20 protein-coding genes are annotated in these 17,740 nt (G+C 64.6%); 12 read left to right on the top strand and 8 right to left on the bottom strand.

Annotated features, from left to right (window positions below; all coding sequences use genetic code 11):
• Window positions 1-134: 134 nt before the first annotated feature.
• Entirely contained in the window at window positions 135-1,184 is a 1,050-nt protein-coding gene (locus FHT32_RS19775; RefSeq protein ID WP_176666300.1) for a glutathione S-transferase family protein, read from the bottom strand.
• A gap of 164 nt (window positions 1,185-1,348) precedes the next feature.
• Complete coding sequence (locus FHT32_RS19770; RefSeq protein WP_176666299.1) at window positions 1,349-1,972, bottom strand: glutathione S-transferase family protein; 624 nt, start codon at window positions 1,970-1,972, stop codon at window positions 1,349-1,351.
• A 232-nt stretch (window positions 1,973-2,204) separates the two neighbouring features.
• Between FHT32_RS19770 and FHT32_RS19765 the strand changes: the two genes are divergently transcribed.
• Window positions 2,205-2,663: a carboxymuconolactone decarboxylase family protein gene (locus tag FHT32_RS19765; protein ID WP_176666298.1), complete on the top strand. Its 459-nt coding sequence runs from the start codon at window positions 2,205-2,207 to the stop codon at window positions 2,661-2,663.
• A 108-nt stretch (window positions 2,664-2,771) separates the two neighbouring features.
• On the opposite strand, the gene FHT32_RS19760 is transcribed toward FHT32_RS19765, so the two are convergent.
• From FHT32_RS19760 to FHT32_RS19735, 6 genes are all read right to left on the bottom strand, one after another.
• Complete coding sequence (locus FHT32_RS19760) at window positions 2,772-3,485, bottom strand: dienelactone hydrolase family protein (protein ID WP_176666297.1); 714 nt, start codon at window positions 3,483-3,485, stop codon at window positions 2,772-2,774.
• Between the two features lie 7 nt (window positions 3,486-3,492).
• The gene (locus FHT32_RS19755; RefSeq protein WP_176666296.1) at window positions 3,493-4,356 is read right to left on the bottom strand and encodes a hypothetical protein; all 864 of its coding nucleotides are present in this window, start codon (window positions 4,354-4,356) and stop codon (window positions 3,493-3,495) included.
• A 24-nt stretch (window positions 4,357-4,380) separates the two neighbouring features.
• On the bottom strand, window positions 4,381-5,208 hold the full coding sequence (locus FHT32_RS19750) for an alpha/beta fold hydrolase (RefSeq protein ID WP_256099101.1): 828 nt from the start codon (window positions 5,206-5,208) through the stop codon (window positions 4,381-4,383).
• 309 nt (window positions 5,209-5,517) lie between these two features.
• Window positions 5,518-6,522: a LysR family transcriptional regulator gene (locus FHT32_RS19745; protein WP_176666294.1), complete on the bottom strand. Its 1,005-nt coding sequence runs from the start codon at window positions 6,520-6,522 to the stop codon at window positions 5,518-5,520.
• Window positions 6,523-6,678: 156 nt separating this feature from the next.
• A complete protein-coding gene (locus FHT32_RS19740; protein ID WP_176666293.1) occupies window positions 6,679-7,575 on the bottom strand; it encodes an RNA polymerase sigma-70 factor in 897 nt (298 codons plus the stop codon).
• A gap of 163 nt (window positions 7,576-7,738) precedes the next feature.
• A complete protein-coding gene (locus FHT32_RS19735) occupies window positions 7,739-9,679 on the bottom strand; it encodes a winged helix-turn-helix domain-containing protein (RefSeq protein ID WP_176666292.1) in 1,941 nt (646 codons plus the stop codon).
• 547 nt (window positions 9,680-10,226) lie between these two features.
• Between FHT32_RS19735 and FHT32_RS19730 the strand changes: the two genes are divergently transcribed.
• The 11 genes from FHT32_RS19730 (at window position 10,227) to FHT32_RS19680 (ending at window position 17,723) form a co-directional block, all read left to right on the top strand.
• Complete coding sequence (locus FHT32_RS19730; protein WP_176666291.1) at window positions 10,227-11,006, top strand: sensor histidine kinase KdpD; 780 nt, start codon at window positions 10,227-10,229, stop codon at window positions 11,004-11,006.
• A 48-nt stretch (window positions 11,007-11,054) separates the two neighbouring features.
• Complete coding sequence (locus FHT32_RS19725; protein ID WP_218088309.1) at window positions 11,055-11,423, top strand: hypothetical protein; 369 nt, start codon at window positions 11,055-11,057, stop codon at window positions 11,421-11,423.
• Window positions 11,424-11,553: 130 nt separating this feature from the next.
• Window positions 11,554-12,156 (top strand): NAD(P)H:quinone oxidoreductase, encoded by a 603-nt coding sequence (wrbA, locus tag FHT32_RS19720; RefSeq protein ID WP_176666290.1) that lies wholly within the window; start codon window positions 11,554-11,556, stop codon window positions 12,154-12,156.
• Window positions 12,157-12,183: 27 nt separating this feature from the next.
• Window positions 12,184-12,570, top strand: coding sequence for an OsmC family protein (locus tag FHT32_RS19715; protein ID WP_176666289.1), 387 nt, complete (start codon window positions 12,184-12,186; stop codon window positions 12,568-12,570).
• An 11-nt stretch (window positions 12,571-12,581) separates the two neighbouring features.
• Window positions 12,582-13,775 (top strand): bifunctional alpha/beta hydrolase/OsmC family protein, encoded by a 1,194-nt coding sequence (locus FHT32_RS19710; protein ID WP_176666288.1) that lies wholly within the window; start codon window positions 12,582-12,584, stop codon window positions 13,773-13,775.
• A gap of 6 nt (window positions 13,776-13,781) precedes the next feature.
• Window positions 13,782-14,222 carry a carboxymuconolactone decarboxylase family protein gene (locus tag FHT32_RS19705; RefSeq protein ID WP_176666287.1) on the top strand — a complete coding sequence of 147 codons (441 nt, stop codon included), beginning with the start codon at window positions 13,782-13,784 and terminating at the stop codon, window positions 14,220-14,222.
• Entirely contained in the window at window positions 14,219-14,743 is a 525-nt protein-coding gene (locus FHT32_RS19700; RefSeq protein ID WP_176666286.1) for an Ohr family peroxiredoxin, read from the top strand. Before FHT32_RS19705 ends, FHT32_RS19700 begins: the two co-directional genes overlap by 4 nt.
• Before the next feature lie 331 nt (window positions 14,744-15,074).
• Window positions 15,075-15,338, top strand: coding sequence for a ubiquitin carboxyl-terminal hydrolase 14 (locus tag FHT32_RS19695; RefSeq protein ID WP_176666285.1), 264 nt, complete (start codon window positions 15,075-15,077; stop codon window positions 15,336-15,338).
• A 590-nt stretch (window positions 15,339-15,928) separates the two neighbouring features.
• Window positions 15,929-16,747 (top strand): alpha/beta fold hydrolase, encoded by an 819-nt coding sequence (locus tag FHT32_RS19690; RefSeq protein ID WP_176666284.1) that lies wholly within the window; start codon window positions 15,929-15,931, stop codon window positions 16,745-16,747.
• Between the two features lie 173 nt (window positions 16,748-16,920).
• On the top strand, window positions 16,921-17,127 hold the full coding sequence (locus FHT32_RS19685) for a hypothetical protein (protein WP_176666283.1): 207 nt from the start codon (window positions 16,921-16,923) through the stop codon (window positions 17,125-17,127).
• Window positions 17,124-17,723 carry a peroxiredoxin-like family protein gene (locus FHT32_RS19680; RefSeq protein ID WP_176666282.1) on the top strand — a complete coding sequence of 200 codons (600 nt, stop codon included), beginning with the start codon at window positions 17,124-17,126 and terminating at the stop codon, window positions 17,721-17,723. The genes FHT32_RS19685 and FHT32_RS19680 overlap by 4 nt, the downstream gene beginning before the upstream one ends.
• Window positions 17,724-17,740 lie beyond the last annotated feature (17 nt).

Genomic DNA, 17,740 nt, shown 5'->3' with positions numbered 1-17,740 from the left:
GGGCACAGGCGGAATGGGTGGCCCAACGGTTTGCAAGGTACGTGCGTGTCCATCTCCGTCATGAAAGACGTGACGATCGATGGGGCGGGAAATGCAGCGGACGCGGGGGGGCGAGGCGTGCGCCGCCGTGAAGTTCAGGCCGTGGCTTCAGCCAGGCAGCTGGCCACGGAATCCATGAAGCGCGAGTGCGGCATCGAGGCGATCGAGGCCCCGATCGCTTCCTCGCACAGCGAGCGCCGTTTGCAAAGCACTTCGAAGTAGCGAGCAACACCGGGCAGGGCTTCCCACAGCGAGGAGAGTCCCAGGTAGTTGATGCGTACGAGATTGACGCCCCACAGTACGTCCGCGAGCGAGAAGGGGTGGCCGTTGATGCAGCCGAAAGAGCCCTTGCCCAGGTCGAGTTCGAGATTCTCCAGCAACTGGCTGACGCGACGGCGTGCGGCACGCTGGAACTCCGGATCGTGACACACCTGCTTGCCACCGATTTCCTTCGTGATCTTGGCGCGATAGGCGGCCACCAGCTCGGGATCGCCGGCGTTATCGGCGATCAGCCGCTCGAGCGCGATGACCTTGTAGTGATAGACCGTTCGCATCGAGGTCTTGAGCGCTTCGGGCCTGAGGTCGGCGTCGGGATGGAAGCCATAGAGCAGCGCGCCGTTGGGAATCCGGTCGACGATGCCGACCTGACGCATCACCTCCTCGCGTGAAGCGGGATCGTCGGGAATCAGTTGCACCGGCTGGCGGTCCACAGCATCGAGGTAGCAGCAGATGCGCTGCGAATCGGCGACCACCCGGCCTTCCTGATGGTCGACCAGCAGCGGCACGACGCAGGGATCGAACCCTTCCGTCTCCACGGAGGTGCGTCCGCTATACCCGGAGACGAAACCGCGCCCCAACTCTCTTGCGGCGACCAGCCGTAGTCGGATGTAGGCGGGGCTGTAGTGCTCGGCCGGCACCAGTCCGGTGGGCTCCATCGAACCCAGGATGCGCATGTCGTTGGAACGGTAGGAAAGCGCTTTCTCGTTGAGTACCGTGCGGACCTTCTGCGAGCACAGGGAGCTTGCCGCATGGAACAGTTCGAACCGTGGATCCGGGCTGCCGCCCACGACGGTGATTCGGTTCAGGTCGAGCACGGCAGCGCGTGCGGCGGCGGCCATTTCCATCAGCGGTTCGGTGTTCGTCATCACGGTCCTCTTGGCGGCCTGCGAGGCAGGCGCAGCAACTATCGATCGGCGGGGTTGCGTTCAACGACGCGTTGAAGGCAATCAAATCGTAGGCAGCTTGGTCAGAGGTGAGAAGGCGGCAAAGCTTGCACGCTCGGTCCCTGAAATCCGAACGATGGCGGCACTCAGGCGCTGGACGAGGTGCCCTCCCCGTGAAGCAGAGGTACCCATCCAGGCTGGGCCTGCACGCGTGCCACCCATGCCTCGATGCCAGAGAATCGCGCCATCGCGTAGCCTCCTTGCTCGGCGAGCGACACATAGGCCGAAGCCGCGAGGTCGGCGATGGTGTAGCTGTCACCAGCGAGCCAAGTGTGATGGAGAAGCCATTCGTCCAACTTCTCTAGTGCAGGGTATCCGTCGGCGTGATAGCGCGCGATGTCTTGCATCTGGTCGTTGGCGAGTCCGTACAAGTGGAGCACGCGTGCTGTAGCAATACTTTTCTGAAGATCGGCTTGTTCGAAGAAGAGCCAGCTCATCACTTCAGTTCGAAGATGTGGATCATCCGGCAAATAGCGGGTGCCATCGGCGAGATGCACCAGGATGGCGCCTGATTCCACGATGGGGCGGCCATCCTCCAGCAAGAGCACGGGCACTCGAGCAAAACGGCTGATCCGTCGAAACGAAGGATCACGCGTTTCGCCTTTGCGGATGTCGAGCGTGACACGCTCGTAAGGCAGTCCAAGCTGGCTCAGGAGGATGCGGACCTTCCATGAGTTGCCGGACAGGCGACTGTCATAGAGACGCAGCATGGTGGACTCCAACGGATGGGCGCACGATGAATTGCACTCGATTCTCCCTCCAATGTGCAGCCCCTGCAAAAGGGGGAGGTGGTTGCCATACCAACGGCTGAAGTGCGAGCGGTAGCGATTCCTTAATGTGTTTCCAGACGACGCACTGCATGTGTCCGTCTGCCAAGCAAAGGGCTTGCCACTCATCAAGGCGCCCCGTTTTTCATTGTCCGTCCCAAAAGGAATATCCAATATGAACCAACCCCGACTACCCTGGACCGAGGTCTCTGCCAAGTCCTATCAAGCGATGGCGGGCGTCAACGTCTCGATCGCGAAGTCCTCGCTCGGTCATTCGCTCATGGAACTCGTGCAGACGCGCGTCTCCCAGATCAACGGCTGCGCCTTCTGCCTCGACATGCACGCGCGCGACCTGCGCAAGCACGGTGAAACCTGGCAGCGCCTGAACAGCCTGTCGACCTGGCGCGAGACCAGCTTTTACAACGAGCGCGAGCGCGCGGCACTGGCCTGGGCCGAGGAACTGACGCGCCTTGCCGACCAGCACGGTGACCAGGACACGGCCTTCGAAGCGCTCAAGAAGCAGTTCAGTGACCAGGAGATCGTCGAGTTGAGCTGGACGATCGCCGCCATCAACGCGTGGAACCGCATGGCCGTTGGCATGCGCACGCCTCCGTCGACGCAGCCGCTCGAATAAGCGAAAAAGCCGCTGGCGTGTCGTGCACACGCCAGCGGCTTTTTTATTAAGGAAAAGAAGTGGGAGAGGACCAGGGCCATCGCAGCCACGTACCGCGCGCGGCGAATCTCAGCCGCTCTTCAGGTGTTGGGCCAGGAACGCCTGGGTCCTGCCGTTCGCGAGGCCTGCAGCCTGCGCGTCATAGGCGGTGCCGCGGTGTCGCGCGAAGGCGTGATGGCATCCCGGGTAGCTGTGGAGCTGCACCTGCGGACTCTTTCCCAGGGCTGCGACGATCTGCCTGCGTGCGTCGGGTGGGATGTACTCATCTTCTTCCGCGAGATGCACCATCAGCAGGCTGCCGATGCCGCCTGCCTCCTCGAGGTGCTTGTCGGCATTGCCGGGGTAGTAGGCCACCGCGGCATCAGCGGCTGCGCGAGCAGTAGTCAAGTAGCTCATGAGGCCGCCGAGGCAGTAGCCGACGAGACCGACTCGGTGGTTCGACTCAGGCAGTGCGCGTGCGGTTGCGATGGTGGCGGCGATGTCGCGCACGCCGGCGTCGAGGTCGAAGGCGTTGTAGAGCGACATGGCTTTCGCCAGCTCGGCTTCCGTGCGATCGGTCATGTCGATGCCCGGCTCGATGCGCCAGAACAGGTCGGGACAGATCGCCAGGTAGCCGTGCGCGGCGAGTTCGTCGCACGACTGCCGCATGTCAGCATTGACGCCGAAGACTTCATGGATCACGACGATGGCCGGCGCGGTTGCGCCTGTGCCCGCGCTTGCGGGGCGTGCGACATACGCCGAGAAGGCGCCCTCGCCGGTGGTGATGCGGAGTGTGTCTTGCATGACCGGCTCAGGCGCTGAGCCAGAAGGCGAGGTTGCTGGCGTACTGCTTGGTCGAGCGCAATGCCTCGGGGAACCGCGCCATGCCGTCGCCGGGCGATTCGGCCACGAAGGTCGGGCAGCCGCAGGCGGGATCCCAGTTGTAGTCGGCGAAATGATGGAAGGTCGACTGCGCGATGGCGCGACCACCATGTTCCGAGCGCTCGAACGCCACGGCGATGTTGAAGCGTCGGCCCGAGACGAGGCTCTGTCCTTCGACGACCACCCGACCCGTCGAATCATCCGCCGGCACTCCGACCACCCCTTCGTGCGGGTGCGAGGGAAGGTATTGGATGACGCCGGTCGAGGACTGCCGGTCGCGCATGACGGGGTGAATGCTGCCGACCGAACGAACACGCTGGAAATCGCCGTTGGCGCCCGAGTGGTAGTTGGGCCAGGAGATGTTCGTGGCGTAGGTGTCGTCGACGCAGTGCCGGCTCTCGTCGGGTTCTCGATTGTGGCTGTGGAAGTAGTGGGCGGCCCCGATGCCGCCCAGATTGCAGATGGAGCTTCCCACGTCCATGTGGTCCCGGGTCACCATGAGCGCGCCACCAAGGCGGCGAAACCGGCTGATTCCCATGCAGTCTGCGTCGGTCAAGCCGTCGCCCCCGTCTACCGCAAAAAGCCAGAGTTGGTCTACGTCCGATTCGTCCAAGATCGACAGCACCGGGTCCGGCGTGCCGCGTTGGGTGCGGTTGCGGGCGGTCACCCGGAAGGCAAGGCCCCCGTCTTTGTCTCTCAGTGCGGCGAGGAATGAAGCCAGCCGGCTGAAGCGCGAGATGTCCCAGTCATCGGGCTGTTCTTCGATCGTGGTCTGCAGTAGGAGGTTCAGCATGGCGAAGGGGTTGGATGACCGTGTTCAGCTGCGCAGGAAGGCAAGAAGGTCCGCGTTGACCTTGTCCTGCATCGTCGCGGTGAGTCCATGTGGTGCGCCGGGATAGTAGATTTCCCTGGCGCCCTTGATGAGCTTTGCGGACTTCTTGGCGGAGTCGTGCACGGGAACGATCTGGTCGTCCTCGCCGTGCATGATCAGGGTGGGGACGTCGAACTTCTTCAGATCCTCGGTGAAGTCGGTTTCCGAGAAGGCCTTCACGCACTCGTAGGCGTTCTTCTGGCCGCTTTGCATGCTCCAGAGCCAGAACTGGTCGAGCACACCCTGCGACACTTTCGCGCCACTGCGGTTCGCGCCGTAGAAGGCTACGGCCAGGTCCTTGTAGTACTGGGAACGGTCTCCCGCCACGCCCGCTCGGATGCCGTCGAAGACCTCGATCGGCAGACCCTCCGGATTCGAAGCCGACTTCACCATGACCGGCGGCACCGCGCCGATGAGCACCGCCTTGGCCACGCGCTTCGAACCGTGGCGGCCGATGTAGCGGGCCACCTCACCGCCACCAGTGGAGTGGCCGACCATCGAGACGTTCTTCAGGTCGAGCGCGTTGAACAATTCGGCCAGGTCGTCGGCGTAGCCGTTCATGTCGTTGCCCGACGACGATTGCGTCGAGCGGCCGTGGCCGCGGCGGTCGTGCGCGATGACGCGAAAGCCGTTGCGCGCCAGGAAGTGCATCTGCCCGTCCCACGCGTCGGCATTGAGGGGCCAGCCATGCGAGAACGTGACCACCGGGCCGCTGCCCCAGTCCTTGTAGTAGATGCGCGTGCCGTCCTTCATCGTGACGGTGTCGCTGGTCATCTTCGGGTCGCGGTTGCCGGAACCGGGGGCGCCCGCGGCGGCACCGTGCATGCCCATCGCGAGCGAGCCGGTGGCAACGGCCGCACTGGATGCGATCAGGTTTCTGCGCGAGGGGTTCTGAGGTGTGGTCATGATTTCCTTTGAGACGGGGTGGAGATCCGGATTACGAACACGGCGCACCTGTGCAGCGCGAATGCCGTGAGACGGAAGCCATCGTAGGTTCGGCATTCGCGCGCCGGTAGATTCGCGAAGGGACGCACGCTGTTGCTGGGCGCGCACCAATACGCGTCCGGAGACGGCGGTGCACGTTTAATCCGGTGCGTCGAGGTCCGTGAGGCATTGGAGGTCCGCCGCGCGGATGCGTGTCGTCATGAAGTCGATGAAGACGCGCATACGTGAGGGAAGATGCTGCCGGCTCAGGTAGCAGATGTAGTGTCCGTGGTCGTCGGGGACGTGCTGCGTCAGGCAGGTCACCAGCGAGCCCTTGCGCAGCGGCTCGCAGATCAGGTATCCCGCCATTTGCGCGATGCCGTGTCCATCGAGTACGGCCTGGAGCACCAGGTCCGCATCGTTGTAGGTGAGCTTTGACGCCGGCGCGAACCTGCGGAGCAGTCCGTCCGCCTTGAATTCCCACTCGGCGACGCGACCCGAGGCGGTGCGAAAGTTGATGCACTGGTGGCTCATCAGTTCGTCCAGCGAGGTCGGCAGGCCATGCGCATCCCGGTAGCCCGGCGAGGCGCAGACCAGCAGTTGCATGGGGATGATCTGCTTGGCGATGATCTGTGCGTCTTCCATACGGCCGTTGCGGAAGGCGATGTCCACGCGGTCCGATGTGAAGTCGGTCGGCTTGTCGTTAAGCAGCAAGTCGATCGATACTTCCGGGTACGCGGCAAGGAAATCGCCGAGCAAAGGGGCGACCACGCGCCGGCCGAAGCCGACGGACGAGCTGATGCGCAGGTGCCCTCGCGGTGGGCCCTCGCGCAGGTCACGCATCTCTTCGACGGCCTGGACGATCCGGTCGACTCCGGTGTGGCAGTTGGCATAGAAGAGATCGCCTTCCCGCGTCAGCGAGGTGCTCCGCGTGGTCCGGGTGAAGAGCCTGACATTGAGCTGATCCTCCAGCTTCTGAACGCTGCGGCTCACCGCGGATCGCCCGATGCCCAGCCGGTCCGCTGCGCGGGCAAAACTGCCTTCGGTCACGACGGCAATGAAGGCCACGACACCCGCATAGCTGGTCGCGAAGCTCGAAGCCAGCGGGTCCGCACGCGGCGTGAGGGGAATGGAAGTGGGGCAGGGCAGGGAAGAATTCGTCATTTGCAGCATCTCGGTGGCATGAAGGCCGTGGGGACGGCCTTCTCACAACGAGCACTCTGCGCGCGACGGCAAACAAGGACCAGTTAATGCCTGTCAATGTTTGTTATGACCGGTCCGGGCACCACCTCCGAGCTGCTCGGGAGGGCGAGTGAGCCTCTAGAACTTCAGCAATGAGGCCAGCGCGGCCAGCTTTTCCGGATTTCTCTGGGCCTGGATCCGGGTGATTCCCGCGCCGTCGGTCTCCACCGACTGCACGGACTCGAGCACGCCGTCGATGAAGCGCAGGAACCCCCATTCGCCGTTGATCGGTGCGATCCGCATGCGCACTTTGTCTCCGTACCGCCTGCTGGTCGCGAAATAGAGCTGCGCGATGCGGTCGCGGCCCTTGAGCGGAGCGTCGAAGCTCGGCACCTTGCCGCCGCCGTCGCCGATAAACTCGGCGTCGTCCGACAGCAGGGAGCGCAACGCGGCGAAGTCCCCGCGCTGCGCCGCCTCGGAAAATTCCTTCAGCAGGCGGATGTGCTCCTCCGGCGCGACCCGGAAACGCTTGCGCTTCTCGAGGATCTGGAGCTTCGCCCGGTGCACGAGCTGGCGGCTGGCGGCTTCGGTCTTGCCCAGGATGTGGGCGATATCGCCGTAGCTGGCGCCGAAGACCTCGCGCATCAGGAATGCCGCGCGACTCTCCGGCGAGAGCCGCTCCAGCACGGTGAGAAAGGCGATCGAGATGTACTCCGCCTTCTCCAGCATCTGCTCCGGCGAGGGCGAGTTGTCGGACATCACCGGTTCGGGTAGCCACATGCCGATGTAGTGCTCGCGTTCCACCTTCGCGCTGCGCAACCGGTCGATCGCCAGATGGGTGACGGTCGACACCAACCAGGCTTCCTCGTTGTCGATGGCACCGTTCGTCGCCTGGCGCCTGCGCAGCCAGGCGTCCTGCACGACGTCTTCGGCTTCCTCGGTCGAGCCGAGCATCCGGTAGGCGATGCCGTGCAGCCGTGGCCGCAGGCTGTCGAAGACGTTGCTGATCTCATTGGTGCCGTCTGTGTCGTTCATGAGGTGTGTGGATGGTTCTTGCGGAGAAGCCCCGTGCCAAAGAAGACGTGCCGCCCCCCGCGCCTGTGACGGCCTGCTTGTCACTTCGGAGGGACTCGCAGATGTTGCAAGCGTAGGAGCCCGTTGCCAATGCGGCAGCCTGTGTTGGCGAGAGCTTCCTCTGCTACTTTTGGGGGGTGCGGTTTGACGCAGAGCCCGGTCCGGAGCGAGCGGCGCTCAAGTAGAGCGCCTTCGCCTCGCTTTCCATGCCGAGGCGCTCGCTGTGTGGCTCGGGGCGCAGAGTGAGGCGAGCGGTCAGCGCAAGGCGCAGCCCGGTAACCGTCTTCGCATCAGCACCCGGCAGCCGCTCGAGGCGGTTGATGGTGGTGAGCACACGGTTGCGATACTCCTCGGCCTGCGAGGCCTGAAACCACAGCGGCGCGGAGGTAACGGCAAGCGCCACGCCGACCTCCATGTCGGTCGTCGTGTCAGCCTCAGTGCCGCCAGGCTGCGCAAGGCAGGCGTCGAGGGCGGCCCGCACGTCGTCCAGGTGATGGGCGTATCGCTCGGTCCACGAATCGATGTCGAGCCTGGGCAGCTGCGCCGTGGCCTCGTCCATGAGGCTGCGCATGAGTTCGGCGTGCCGTCGCCCCAGTGCGGGCGATTCGCCGGTCCGTGAGAGCAGATTGGCCGCGTAGCTTCTTGTCGTGCCGAGCAGGCGATAAGGCGCAACTGCATCGCTGTTGTCGAAGGAGACCAGCGACTTGTTGGCCAGCGAGATCAAGGCATCGAAGGCGGATTCGGTGTCCATGTCGCCTTCGGCGAGCCTCAGCGCGGAATTCAGGTCGAACCGGCCTCGAAAGACCGACAGGAGGCGAAAGAGGCTGAGCTCCTGCGGGTTCAGCAGCGCGATGCTCCAGTCGAGGGCTGCGGCAAGCGTTCGATGCCGTGCAAGTACCGTCGCGTTGCCGGCGGAGTAGAGCCGCATGTGGTCGTTCAGTCGCGACGCCAGGTCGTTGATCGATTGCACGCCCAGCCTCGCCGCCACCAGTTCGATGGCCAGCGGGATGCCATCGACCTGCCGTGCAATCCGCGCAAGAAGCGCGCCGTCCGAATCGCCGAACTGGCGCGCGCCGGCGGCCTGCGCCCGCTCCACCAGCAGTTCGACCGCCGCAGAGCGCATTGCTTGGGCCAACGTCAATCGGTCCGTCTCGGGCACGACGAGCGGCGCCAGTCGCAGCACGCGTTCGCCCTCCATGCGGAAAGCCTCCCGGCTTGTAGCGAGGATGCGCAGCTTGGGCAGCGCAGCGAGCAGTCCGGCGATCAAGGGTGCGAGTGCGTCCACGACGTGCTCGCAGTTGTCGATCAGCAGCAGCACATCGCGCCCTTCGAGCTGCCGGTGAATTGCATGCATCGTGTCGGGTGCGTCGGACGGCACTCCCAGCGCCCGCGCCAAGGCTCCCGCCACGTGGTCTTCGCCGATCAGTGGCGAAAGGTCGACGAAGGCGATCTGCATGCCCGTCCGGGTCTGATGGCATTCCGCAGTGTGGATGGCGAGACGCGTCTTGCCGATGCCGCCAAGGCCCGCAAGGGTGACGATGCGGCTGGTGTCCATGGCCGTCAGCAGCCGTTTCAGGTCGGCTTCTCGGCCGATTAGTCGGGTCAGCCGCGTCGGCAGCTTCGTGAACGCGGGGGCGGCGGACTGGGATGCAAAGGACGCCGCGATCGCCATCGAGAGCGTTCCGGGGCGGGTGGTGTCGGTGCATTCGCGCAGGACCCTGCCGTTGAGTCGATAGCCCTGCAGTGGAATGTTCGAGATCCATTCGACGCAGTCGTCGCTGGCGCCCGGTCGGCCCAGGGCTTTGCGAAGCATGGACATCTGCACGCGAACACTGGCATCCTCGACAATCACGCCGGCCCAGACGGTAGCGAGCAACTCATCCTTGCCGAGCACCTTGCCGGCGTGCTTGACCAGTTGGAGCAGCAGCTCGAAGGAGCGGAAGCCCAGCCGAACGGCCTCTCCGGTGCGTTCGAGTCGGCGCTGTGTTTCGTACACGACGAAGGGACCGAAGCGCCATAGGACTTCGGCGGTCGCCTGTGGCGGGTAGGCAGGCAGTGATGACATGCGGAACTCCGTCAGCAAGGGTGTCGGGCAAGGCCGCATGCGATGGCTCGGCGAGCGCTCATGGTCAATTCGGTAGAGGTCTTGATCGGCAAATCGGGTCCATCCAGGAGGCCGCTGCCACTGCAGGCCAGGTCGCTGCGGGGCTGCATGCCGGCCGGACACGCGTCCGCGTCTCCATACCAAAGACGTTCGGGCCGGGTGTTTTGTGACAGGTTTTTTTCCAGCTCTTGCGCGACTGCTTCGCCGGAGCGATCCGGCTGGTCATCGTAGGTCTGGCCGGGCCATGTCGATGGGCCCTGTGTCGGACGATGCATCCCGAAACGGCTAACGATGCCGACCTCGTGTTCGTGGTGGATTGGTATTGGTGCCTGCCCGACAACACGGTGGGCCGCGGCACATGCCTTCCAGCGGCGGCGGCGGGCTCCTACGATCGCGCCGCTCGCAACGCCTTCAGTCGACTTCCGAACGGATGACCCATGACTCCTTCTTCCATGCCCAGCGCGCACCCGCTTGCCGCTGCCTGTTTCCTCGCACATCCGCAGCGAACATGAGTGCCCTGCCCAAACCCGATCACCAAGGCGCCTCGGCAGCGATCCTCGATCCTCGCGCGGCCCTGCACTTGCGCTGCGCGACCCGGGACCGGGCCCTGGCCGTGGTGTCGCATGAACTCAAGCAGCCCCTGAACATCATCCAGATGAACGCTGGGCTCCTGCAACGATTGCCCGCGTCGACCGTATCGGGGCACATCCGCGGTATCGCCGAATCGATCCAGCGCGCCATCGAGAGCCAGACCCGGATCATCAATGACTTGCTCGATTTCTCACGGGTGCGTACCGGCAAGCTCGCACTACATTGCGCGGAGGTGGACCTGGGTGAGTTGGTGGCGCGCCTAGCTGCTGTGCTGGACGCTAACTGGCGCGGTGGCCGTATCCGCACGGAGGTGCAAGCCAGCGATCCGATCCGTTGCCATGCCGACGCGGTACGGCTTGAGCAGATCGTCGGCAACCTGTTGGACAACGCCATGAAGTTCTCGCCCGAAGGGGCCGAGATCGTCGTACGTCTCCGCGCGGAGGACGGCTTCGCCCGCATCTGCGTCGAGGACCGCGGCTGCGGTATCGCGCCCGAATTCCTGCCGCACGTCTTCGGCCTGTTCAGCCAGGGTGGTGCTGCCGCCGATGGTTCTCATGGCGGTTTCGGCATCGGCCTCGCACTTGTTCACGGCTTGACGGTGGCGCATGGCGGCTTCGTCAAGGCGACGTCGGCGGGCATCGGCCATGGCGCCGAATTCAACGTGTGGATTCCTCTTCATCGCCGCTCCCATTCCTGAGCACCCGAATTCCCGACCCGCGCCCCGGCGCTTGATGGATTGCATTTCATGAAAATATCCCTCGACCCTTCTCTCGATGCACGTCGTCAGGACGTGCCTTCGTCCACCGTCCTTTCGAGCTGGTATGACGCCAACGCTGCCATCCAGCGCCTCTGGGCCATCCAGCCCACAGGGGGCGGCGGCTTGCCAGCGATGCGTGTCGTCGTGATGCTTGCGTCATCACCCGACGGGGACGATGCGAATCTGACCTGGATGGCGCGCGGTCCGGGCTGGGAGCAAGAGCTTCGGCAGCAACTGGCAGGTGCCGTGCAGCTCGAATGGATCGACGGCCCGCTGCCGGACGAATTCGAGATCGACGGCGAAGGCGTAGTGCTGTCCCTGCTGTGCTGGCGCGACGCGACGTTGCTGCAGGACTGAGCCGCACCTCGATTGGTGCGAAGGCGTCAACACCGTAGTCATTGGCAAACGCCTAGTGCCCATCGGCCTGCCTTTCTACTATTCGCCCGACGCCATTGCCGTATCTCATCCTTCTTTCAAGTCCCTCATCGTGAGCAAGATCCTCGTTCTTTACTACAGCATGTATGGCCATCTCGAGCAGATGGCGAAAGCGGTCGCCGAAGGCGTGCGCTCGGTTCCCGGCGGTGAAGCCACCGTCAAGCGTGTGCCGGAGACGATGTCCGCCGAGGCATTGCGCCAGGCGGGCGCCAAAGTCGAACAGGACGCTGAAATCGCCACGGTGGCGGAGCTTCCGGGCTACGACGCCATCCTGTTCGGTACGCCCACGCGTTTCGGCGGCATGGCGGGCCAGATGCGAACTTTCCTCGATCAGACCGGCAGCCTCTGGGCCACGGGCGCGCTCATCGGAAAGCTCGGCGGCGTATTCACGTCGACAGCCACCCAACACGGCGGCCATGAGACCACCATCGCGTCGTTCCATACGGCGCTGCTGCACCACGGCATGCTGGTCGTCGGCGTGCCGTACTCGTGCACGGGGCTGACGAACATGGCCGAGATCACCGGAGGCTCACCTTACGGCGCGGGGACCCTCGCCGGAGCCGACGGCCAGCGCATGCCGTCCGCCAACGAGCTTTCGATCGCGCGCTTCCAAGGCACGCATGTGGCGCGGCTGGCCAATCGCCTTGTAGCCTGACACGCCGTTCGAGAACGAGGTTCGCTGATGACGCATGGCATTGCAGCAATCGGTCGCGATGGCTACCGCACGCAGATAGAGGTGGGCAGCCGCCACAGGCTCGTCGCGGACGAGCCATCCTCGCTGGGTGGCGCAGACACCGGCCCTGCGCCCTATGACCTGCTGATCGCGGCCCTGGGTGCATGCACGGCGATCACGCTGCGCATGTATGCCAATCTCAAGAAGTGGCCGCTCGAATCCGTGGAGGTGAAGTTGCATCTGTCGCGCGATGGCGATGTCATGGCTGTGGAACGGTCGCTTCGCATCGTTGGGTTGGACGAGGCGCAGAAAGCGAGACTGGCTGAGATCGCCGAGCGCACGCCGGTCACGCTGACGCTGAAGTCAGGCGTGCGAATTCGTACAACCGTGGCCTGAAGGAAGACACCATGCCAACTCGCTCATTCGATTTCCTCAATCGCGAGGGCCAGCGCCTGTCGGGCACACTGGAGATGCCGGAAGGCATACAGCGCGGCTGGGCGCTTTTCGCGCACTGCTTCACCTGCGGCAAGAAGAACCTGGCCGCGGTACGCGTGGCCCGCGCTCTGGCTAGCGCCGGCATCGGCGTGCTCCGCTTCGACTTTACCGGCCTTGGCGACAGCGAAGGCAGTTTTGCGGATTCGAGTTTCAGCCTCAACGTGCAGGACCTGGTGTCGGCCGCTGAAGCGATGAAGGACGCGGGCATGCCGCCCGACCTGCTGATCGGACACAGCCTGGGCGGCGCGGCCATTCTCGCGGCGGCGGGCAGCATCGACAGTGCGCGCGCCGTGGCGACGATCGCCGCACCGTTCGATGTTGGGCATGTGCTGCACCTGCTCGACCCCGAGGGACTGGCGCGACTGGATGGCGAGCCGGAAACGCTCCTGAAGGTCGTTGGACGACCGATGTCTGTGAGCAAGGCCTTCGTCGATGACCTGCGAGGGCATGACCAGGGCGCGCGCATCGGTGCGCTTCGCCGGGCGTTGCTGGTGCTGCACGCACCGCGCGACCAGACGGTCGACATCGAGAACGCGACGCATATCTTCCTTGCGGCCCGGCACCCGAAGAGCTACGTATCGCTCGGCGATGCGGACCATCTGCTGTCCAGACGCGAGGATGCCGAATATGCGGCAAGCCTCATAGCTGTCTGGGCCCAGCGCTATCTGCCGGAGCCGGCCATCTCACCAGCTGAGCCGGCGGATGCTGTGGCCGAGGAGACCGGCTTGGGCAAATTCCAGCTGGCGCTGCGCTCAGGTGGCTCCCGCTGGCTGGCCGACGAGCCCGAGACCGCTGGCGGGCTCGGCTCCGGGCCGACGCCCTATGACCTGCTGTCGTCGGCGCTTGCCGCATGCACCACGATGACGCTGCGCCATTACGCCGATGGCAGAGGATGGCCGGTGACCCGCATCCGCACGGCAGTGAACCATCGTCGCGACAAGGACCGCTCGCCCCCGGATGTCTTCAGTCGGCAGGTTGCCATCGAGGGTGCCTTGGATGACGAACAGCGCGCCCATTTGCTGGAGGTCGCGCAGAAGTGTCCGGTCCATCGAACGCTCGAGCAGGGCTCGGGCTTCGACGCCATCGCTTTCGACCCACAGTCCTGAGTGGTGATGAAAGTGAAGACACTTGCCATGCGTGGCGAAGCTCACGAGCGCGTTGCAGAAATCGTAAACCGCTGGATCGCGGCGTCGAGGCTTCCCCAGACGCTCGTTGATCTTGCGCATCTCAGGGTGTCGCAGCTCAATTGCAACGACGTGAGGACGGATGCCCACTTCCTGGCATTGCTCGGTGCGGGCTACCCAGTCAGGAAACTCATGCTGGTCTCGGACTGGTTCGATGCCGGGACAGGCCTCACGCCGCGCGAGAAAGCCGCACTATCCTGGGCCGAGGCCTTGGTCACGGCGGGCGAAGCCGGCGTGGGGCGAGCGCGATGCCTCCAGGTGGCTGCCGTTTTCGAGCACAACGAACTCGTGGCGCTCAGCCTGGCTATCGCACTGGAGAACGCCCGCAGCCGGAAGGCCTGCGCGCCGACGCGAGGGCCGTTGCAATGATCGTGCTCGCCGACGAGCCTGGTGACGCAGAAGGCTATCCCGGCGGGCATGCCCGGTTCCTGGCGCCCTACACCGGCGACGAGATCCTTCCGCTCTACACCACGACCGTTGCCGTTTCCGGCGGAGAGGCCAGGCATGCGCGCGTGTCTGGGAGAGCCGTATCCGACGATGGCAACCTCGACTTGATTCTGCGGCAGCCGACGGAGTTGGGCGGCGACGGCGGCGGAACCAATTCACAGCAGCTATTCGCAGCCGGTTTCGCGGCATGCTTCCACGGTGCCATGGCGATTGCTGCGTCGTCCATGCGCACGCGTCTTCCGCCGCACATCGATATTGCGGCCACGGTTTCGTTCGGGCGCGATCCTGTCGACGGACTCTTCCTCATTACCGCCAAGCTTGAAGTCAGCCTGCCGCAGATGGACGCCCGCGAAGCAGCCGAACTCGTCGCGCAAGCCGAGCGCATCTGCCCCTACATGAAGATGTCGCGCGTAGGCATGCGCTCGACGATCCGCTTTGTCTGAGTCCGCTTCGATGGGGATTTGTATCGGGCAATGCAGCGCGCATTGGTGAATCGAGGGCAACACCGTCTTCCGCGCCACATGCCTACCGGGGCGCAGCGTTCAAAACTACGATTTTCCTCATGGGCCGCGAGTCACGCGGCCTGACGATTTGCCTTCCGCCCGTCGCAACGAAGATGACGGGTGTCAGATTGCCGAGGCGGCTGTAATGAGGCGTGCACTTTCCATCCGTTCGTGCACGGGACGAACTCACGTCGGCGCGGAAACTCCCGCGTAAATCCGATCAGCAACACGGCGACGCGACGGGTGGAGGGCGCCTTTCAAGGACCACCGCATGATCACGACCTGTACGCACCTCGATCAGATTCACTCCGTCACCCCTTCCAGCCAAGGATGCGAAGACTGCCTGCGCATCGGCGGTCGCTGGGTGCATCTGCGCATGTGCCTCACATGCGGACACGTCGGTTGTTGCGACTCGTCGGAACACAAACACGCCACCAAGCATTTCCACATGACGGGCCATCCCCTGGTCCAGTCGATCGAACCCGGCGAGGACTGGCGCTGGTGCTACGTGGATGAAGTTCACGTCAGGGGCTGATTCGTAGCGCGCGCACCTGCCGTTCGCGTGTCCGTCGTGTCGAATTGATGCCCCGCATGCAACATGGAAGTACCTCTCGCAAGGCTACCACCCGAAGAGACCGAAACCTAGCATCCAGATCGTCCCGCGATGTTCGCGGACCGGCCCTCCAGCCGTCCTGGGGTCAGGGCTTGGTGCCCTCTGGGGAATCACCTGATGCTGCGTATTTCCACTTTGGTTTCGTCTCCTGCACCGGGCGCCGCGCGTCGTGCACGCGCGCCGCGCAACGGGCAGAGGACACGGCTCGACGCGATGCCGTGTGCGTCGCGGCATGCTGCGCGAACTACGCCGGAAGGTCCGATGGACTTCGCCTGGCGTTGGGGCTACATGGCCGTTTGCCTGCTGACGATGGCGAGCGCCGCGGCGGTGGCCAGTGGCGAAGCAGCCAGCGCGGAGTTGAAGTTCGCCACGGGAGCGGTAGCAAGTCCCGTGCTGGTGCCGGACATCTGCACCGCGGACTCCAGGCGAGCTGAGTACGACCCCGCCACTCAACAGATTTTCCCAGGGCGACCCGTCCACTCACCGAGCAACTCATCTTCGAAGGAAACACCATGACTCGACTCTTCACCCTCGCTCGCGCTTTCGCGATCGCCTGCATTGCGGCAATCCATTTGACGGCACCAGCCAGCACGGCCAGTGCGGCCGTATCGTCGGAACGGCCCACCATCGTGCTTGTGCACGGCGCCTTCGCCGAGTCCGCGAGCTGGAACGACGTGGCGCGCGAACTGCGGGCGCGCAGCTTCCATGTGATCGCCGTCGCGAATCCGCTGCGGGGCGTGAAACTCGACGCGGACTATGTTGGCGCAGTCGTCGACTCCGTGAAAGGCCCTGTCGTACTCGTCGGTCATTCCTACGGCGGCTCAGTGATCTCCGCCGCTGCGCAGGGAAAACGCAACGTCAAGGCGCTGGTTTTCGTAGCCGCGTTCGCGCCTGAGGTCGGAGAGTCCGCGGCGGACCTGTCTGGCAAGTTCCCAGGCAGCACGCTGGGGCCCGCGCTGGCACCGCCGGTCGCGCTGGCCGACGGCAACAAGGATCTCTACATCCTGCAGGACAAATTCGGCAGCCAGTTCGCCGCCGACGTGGCGCCGAACACGACGCATCTCATGGCCGTATCACAGCGTCCGATCACGCAGTCGGCGCTGGCCGAACCGGCACCCGCCGCCGCATGGAAGAACGTGCCGTCCTGGTTCATCTACGGTGACAGGGACAAGAACATTCCTCCGGCTGCGCTGTCCTTCATGGCCGAGCGCGCGAAGTCGATGAAGACCATTGTGGTCAAGGGGGCGTCGCACGTGGTCATGATCTCCAGGCCGGGCCCGGTGACCCGTCTGATCGTCGAAGCCGCCGGATCGGATGCACAGCAGCCCTGATGCCGCCGCGACGCACGGGCAGGGCATCGCACAAGTCATTGTTGCCCGTCGTGCAACACCGTGGTCCCCTGTGCCGGTCTACCGGCACTCCTTGGCGAGCACTACGCTTGGTCGGCCTCGTTGAAAGGCGCATGAGCGCCGGTGGCGATGCTCTACCGCCCTGGAGATTTTTCATGAACCCGTTGCGACGCTCTCTCCCTGACATCGGCGGCCTGTCGCGCCGCCTGCAAGACGCCGTGGGCATCGCGGTACTGACTACGGCGGTCTTCGCCGGCTCCATCCTCGCTGCCTACGAGGCATTGCAGGACACTTCCGGTGGTGTCGCCATTGCCGCGCATCGGGCCGCGGGCCCCGGTTCAGCACTGGAGCGCACGCAATGAACCCCGAGGACGCGCTCAGCGAAGCCGATGCCGTGTTCGATGCTACCGGCATCGCGGCCCGGGCTCTGCGCATCGGAACCCAGGCACCCGACGTGACGCTGCCGGACGCCTCGGGCAAGCCTGTGCATCTCTCGGATGTCTGGCGGCGCGGCCCGCTGGTCGTCGTCTTCTACCGTGGCGGATGGTGTACCTACTGCAACCTCCAGCTTCGCGAATGGCGACAGTACACTGACGCGCTGGCCCGGCTCGACGCGAGCTTGCTGGCCATCTCGCCGCAGTTGCCCGAGCACTCGATGCGCACGGCCCAGGACAACGGACTCGGGTTCACCGTGCTGAGCGACTGCGCCCTCGAGGCTGCCAACGGCTTCGGGCTCGCCTACACGCTGCATCCCGACGTGGTGGCCTACTACGGCAGCGTCGGCACCGACATCCCCGTGCTGAACGGCAACGGGCAGTGGGTGTTGCCGGTTCCCGCCACCTATGTGATCGACAGCACTGGCGAGATCTGTTTTGCCTCGATCGAGGAAGACGTGCGTGAACGCACGCGTCCGCGCGAGGTCGTCGCCGCGATCGAGGTCCTGCGACAGCGGCCCTGACGACCGCACGGGCTGCC

This window comes from Variovorax sp. SG517 (genome assembly GCF_013376045.1).
Classification (GTDB): domain Bacteria; phylum Pseudomonadota; class Gammaproteobacteria; order Burkholderiales; family Burkholderiaceae_C; genus Variovorax.
This window is presented reverse-complemented; position numbering and strand designations above follow the sequence as displayed.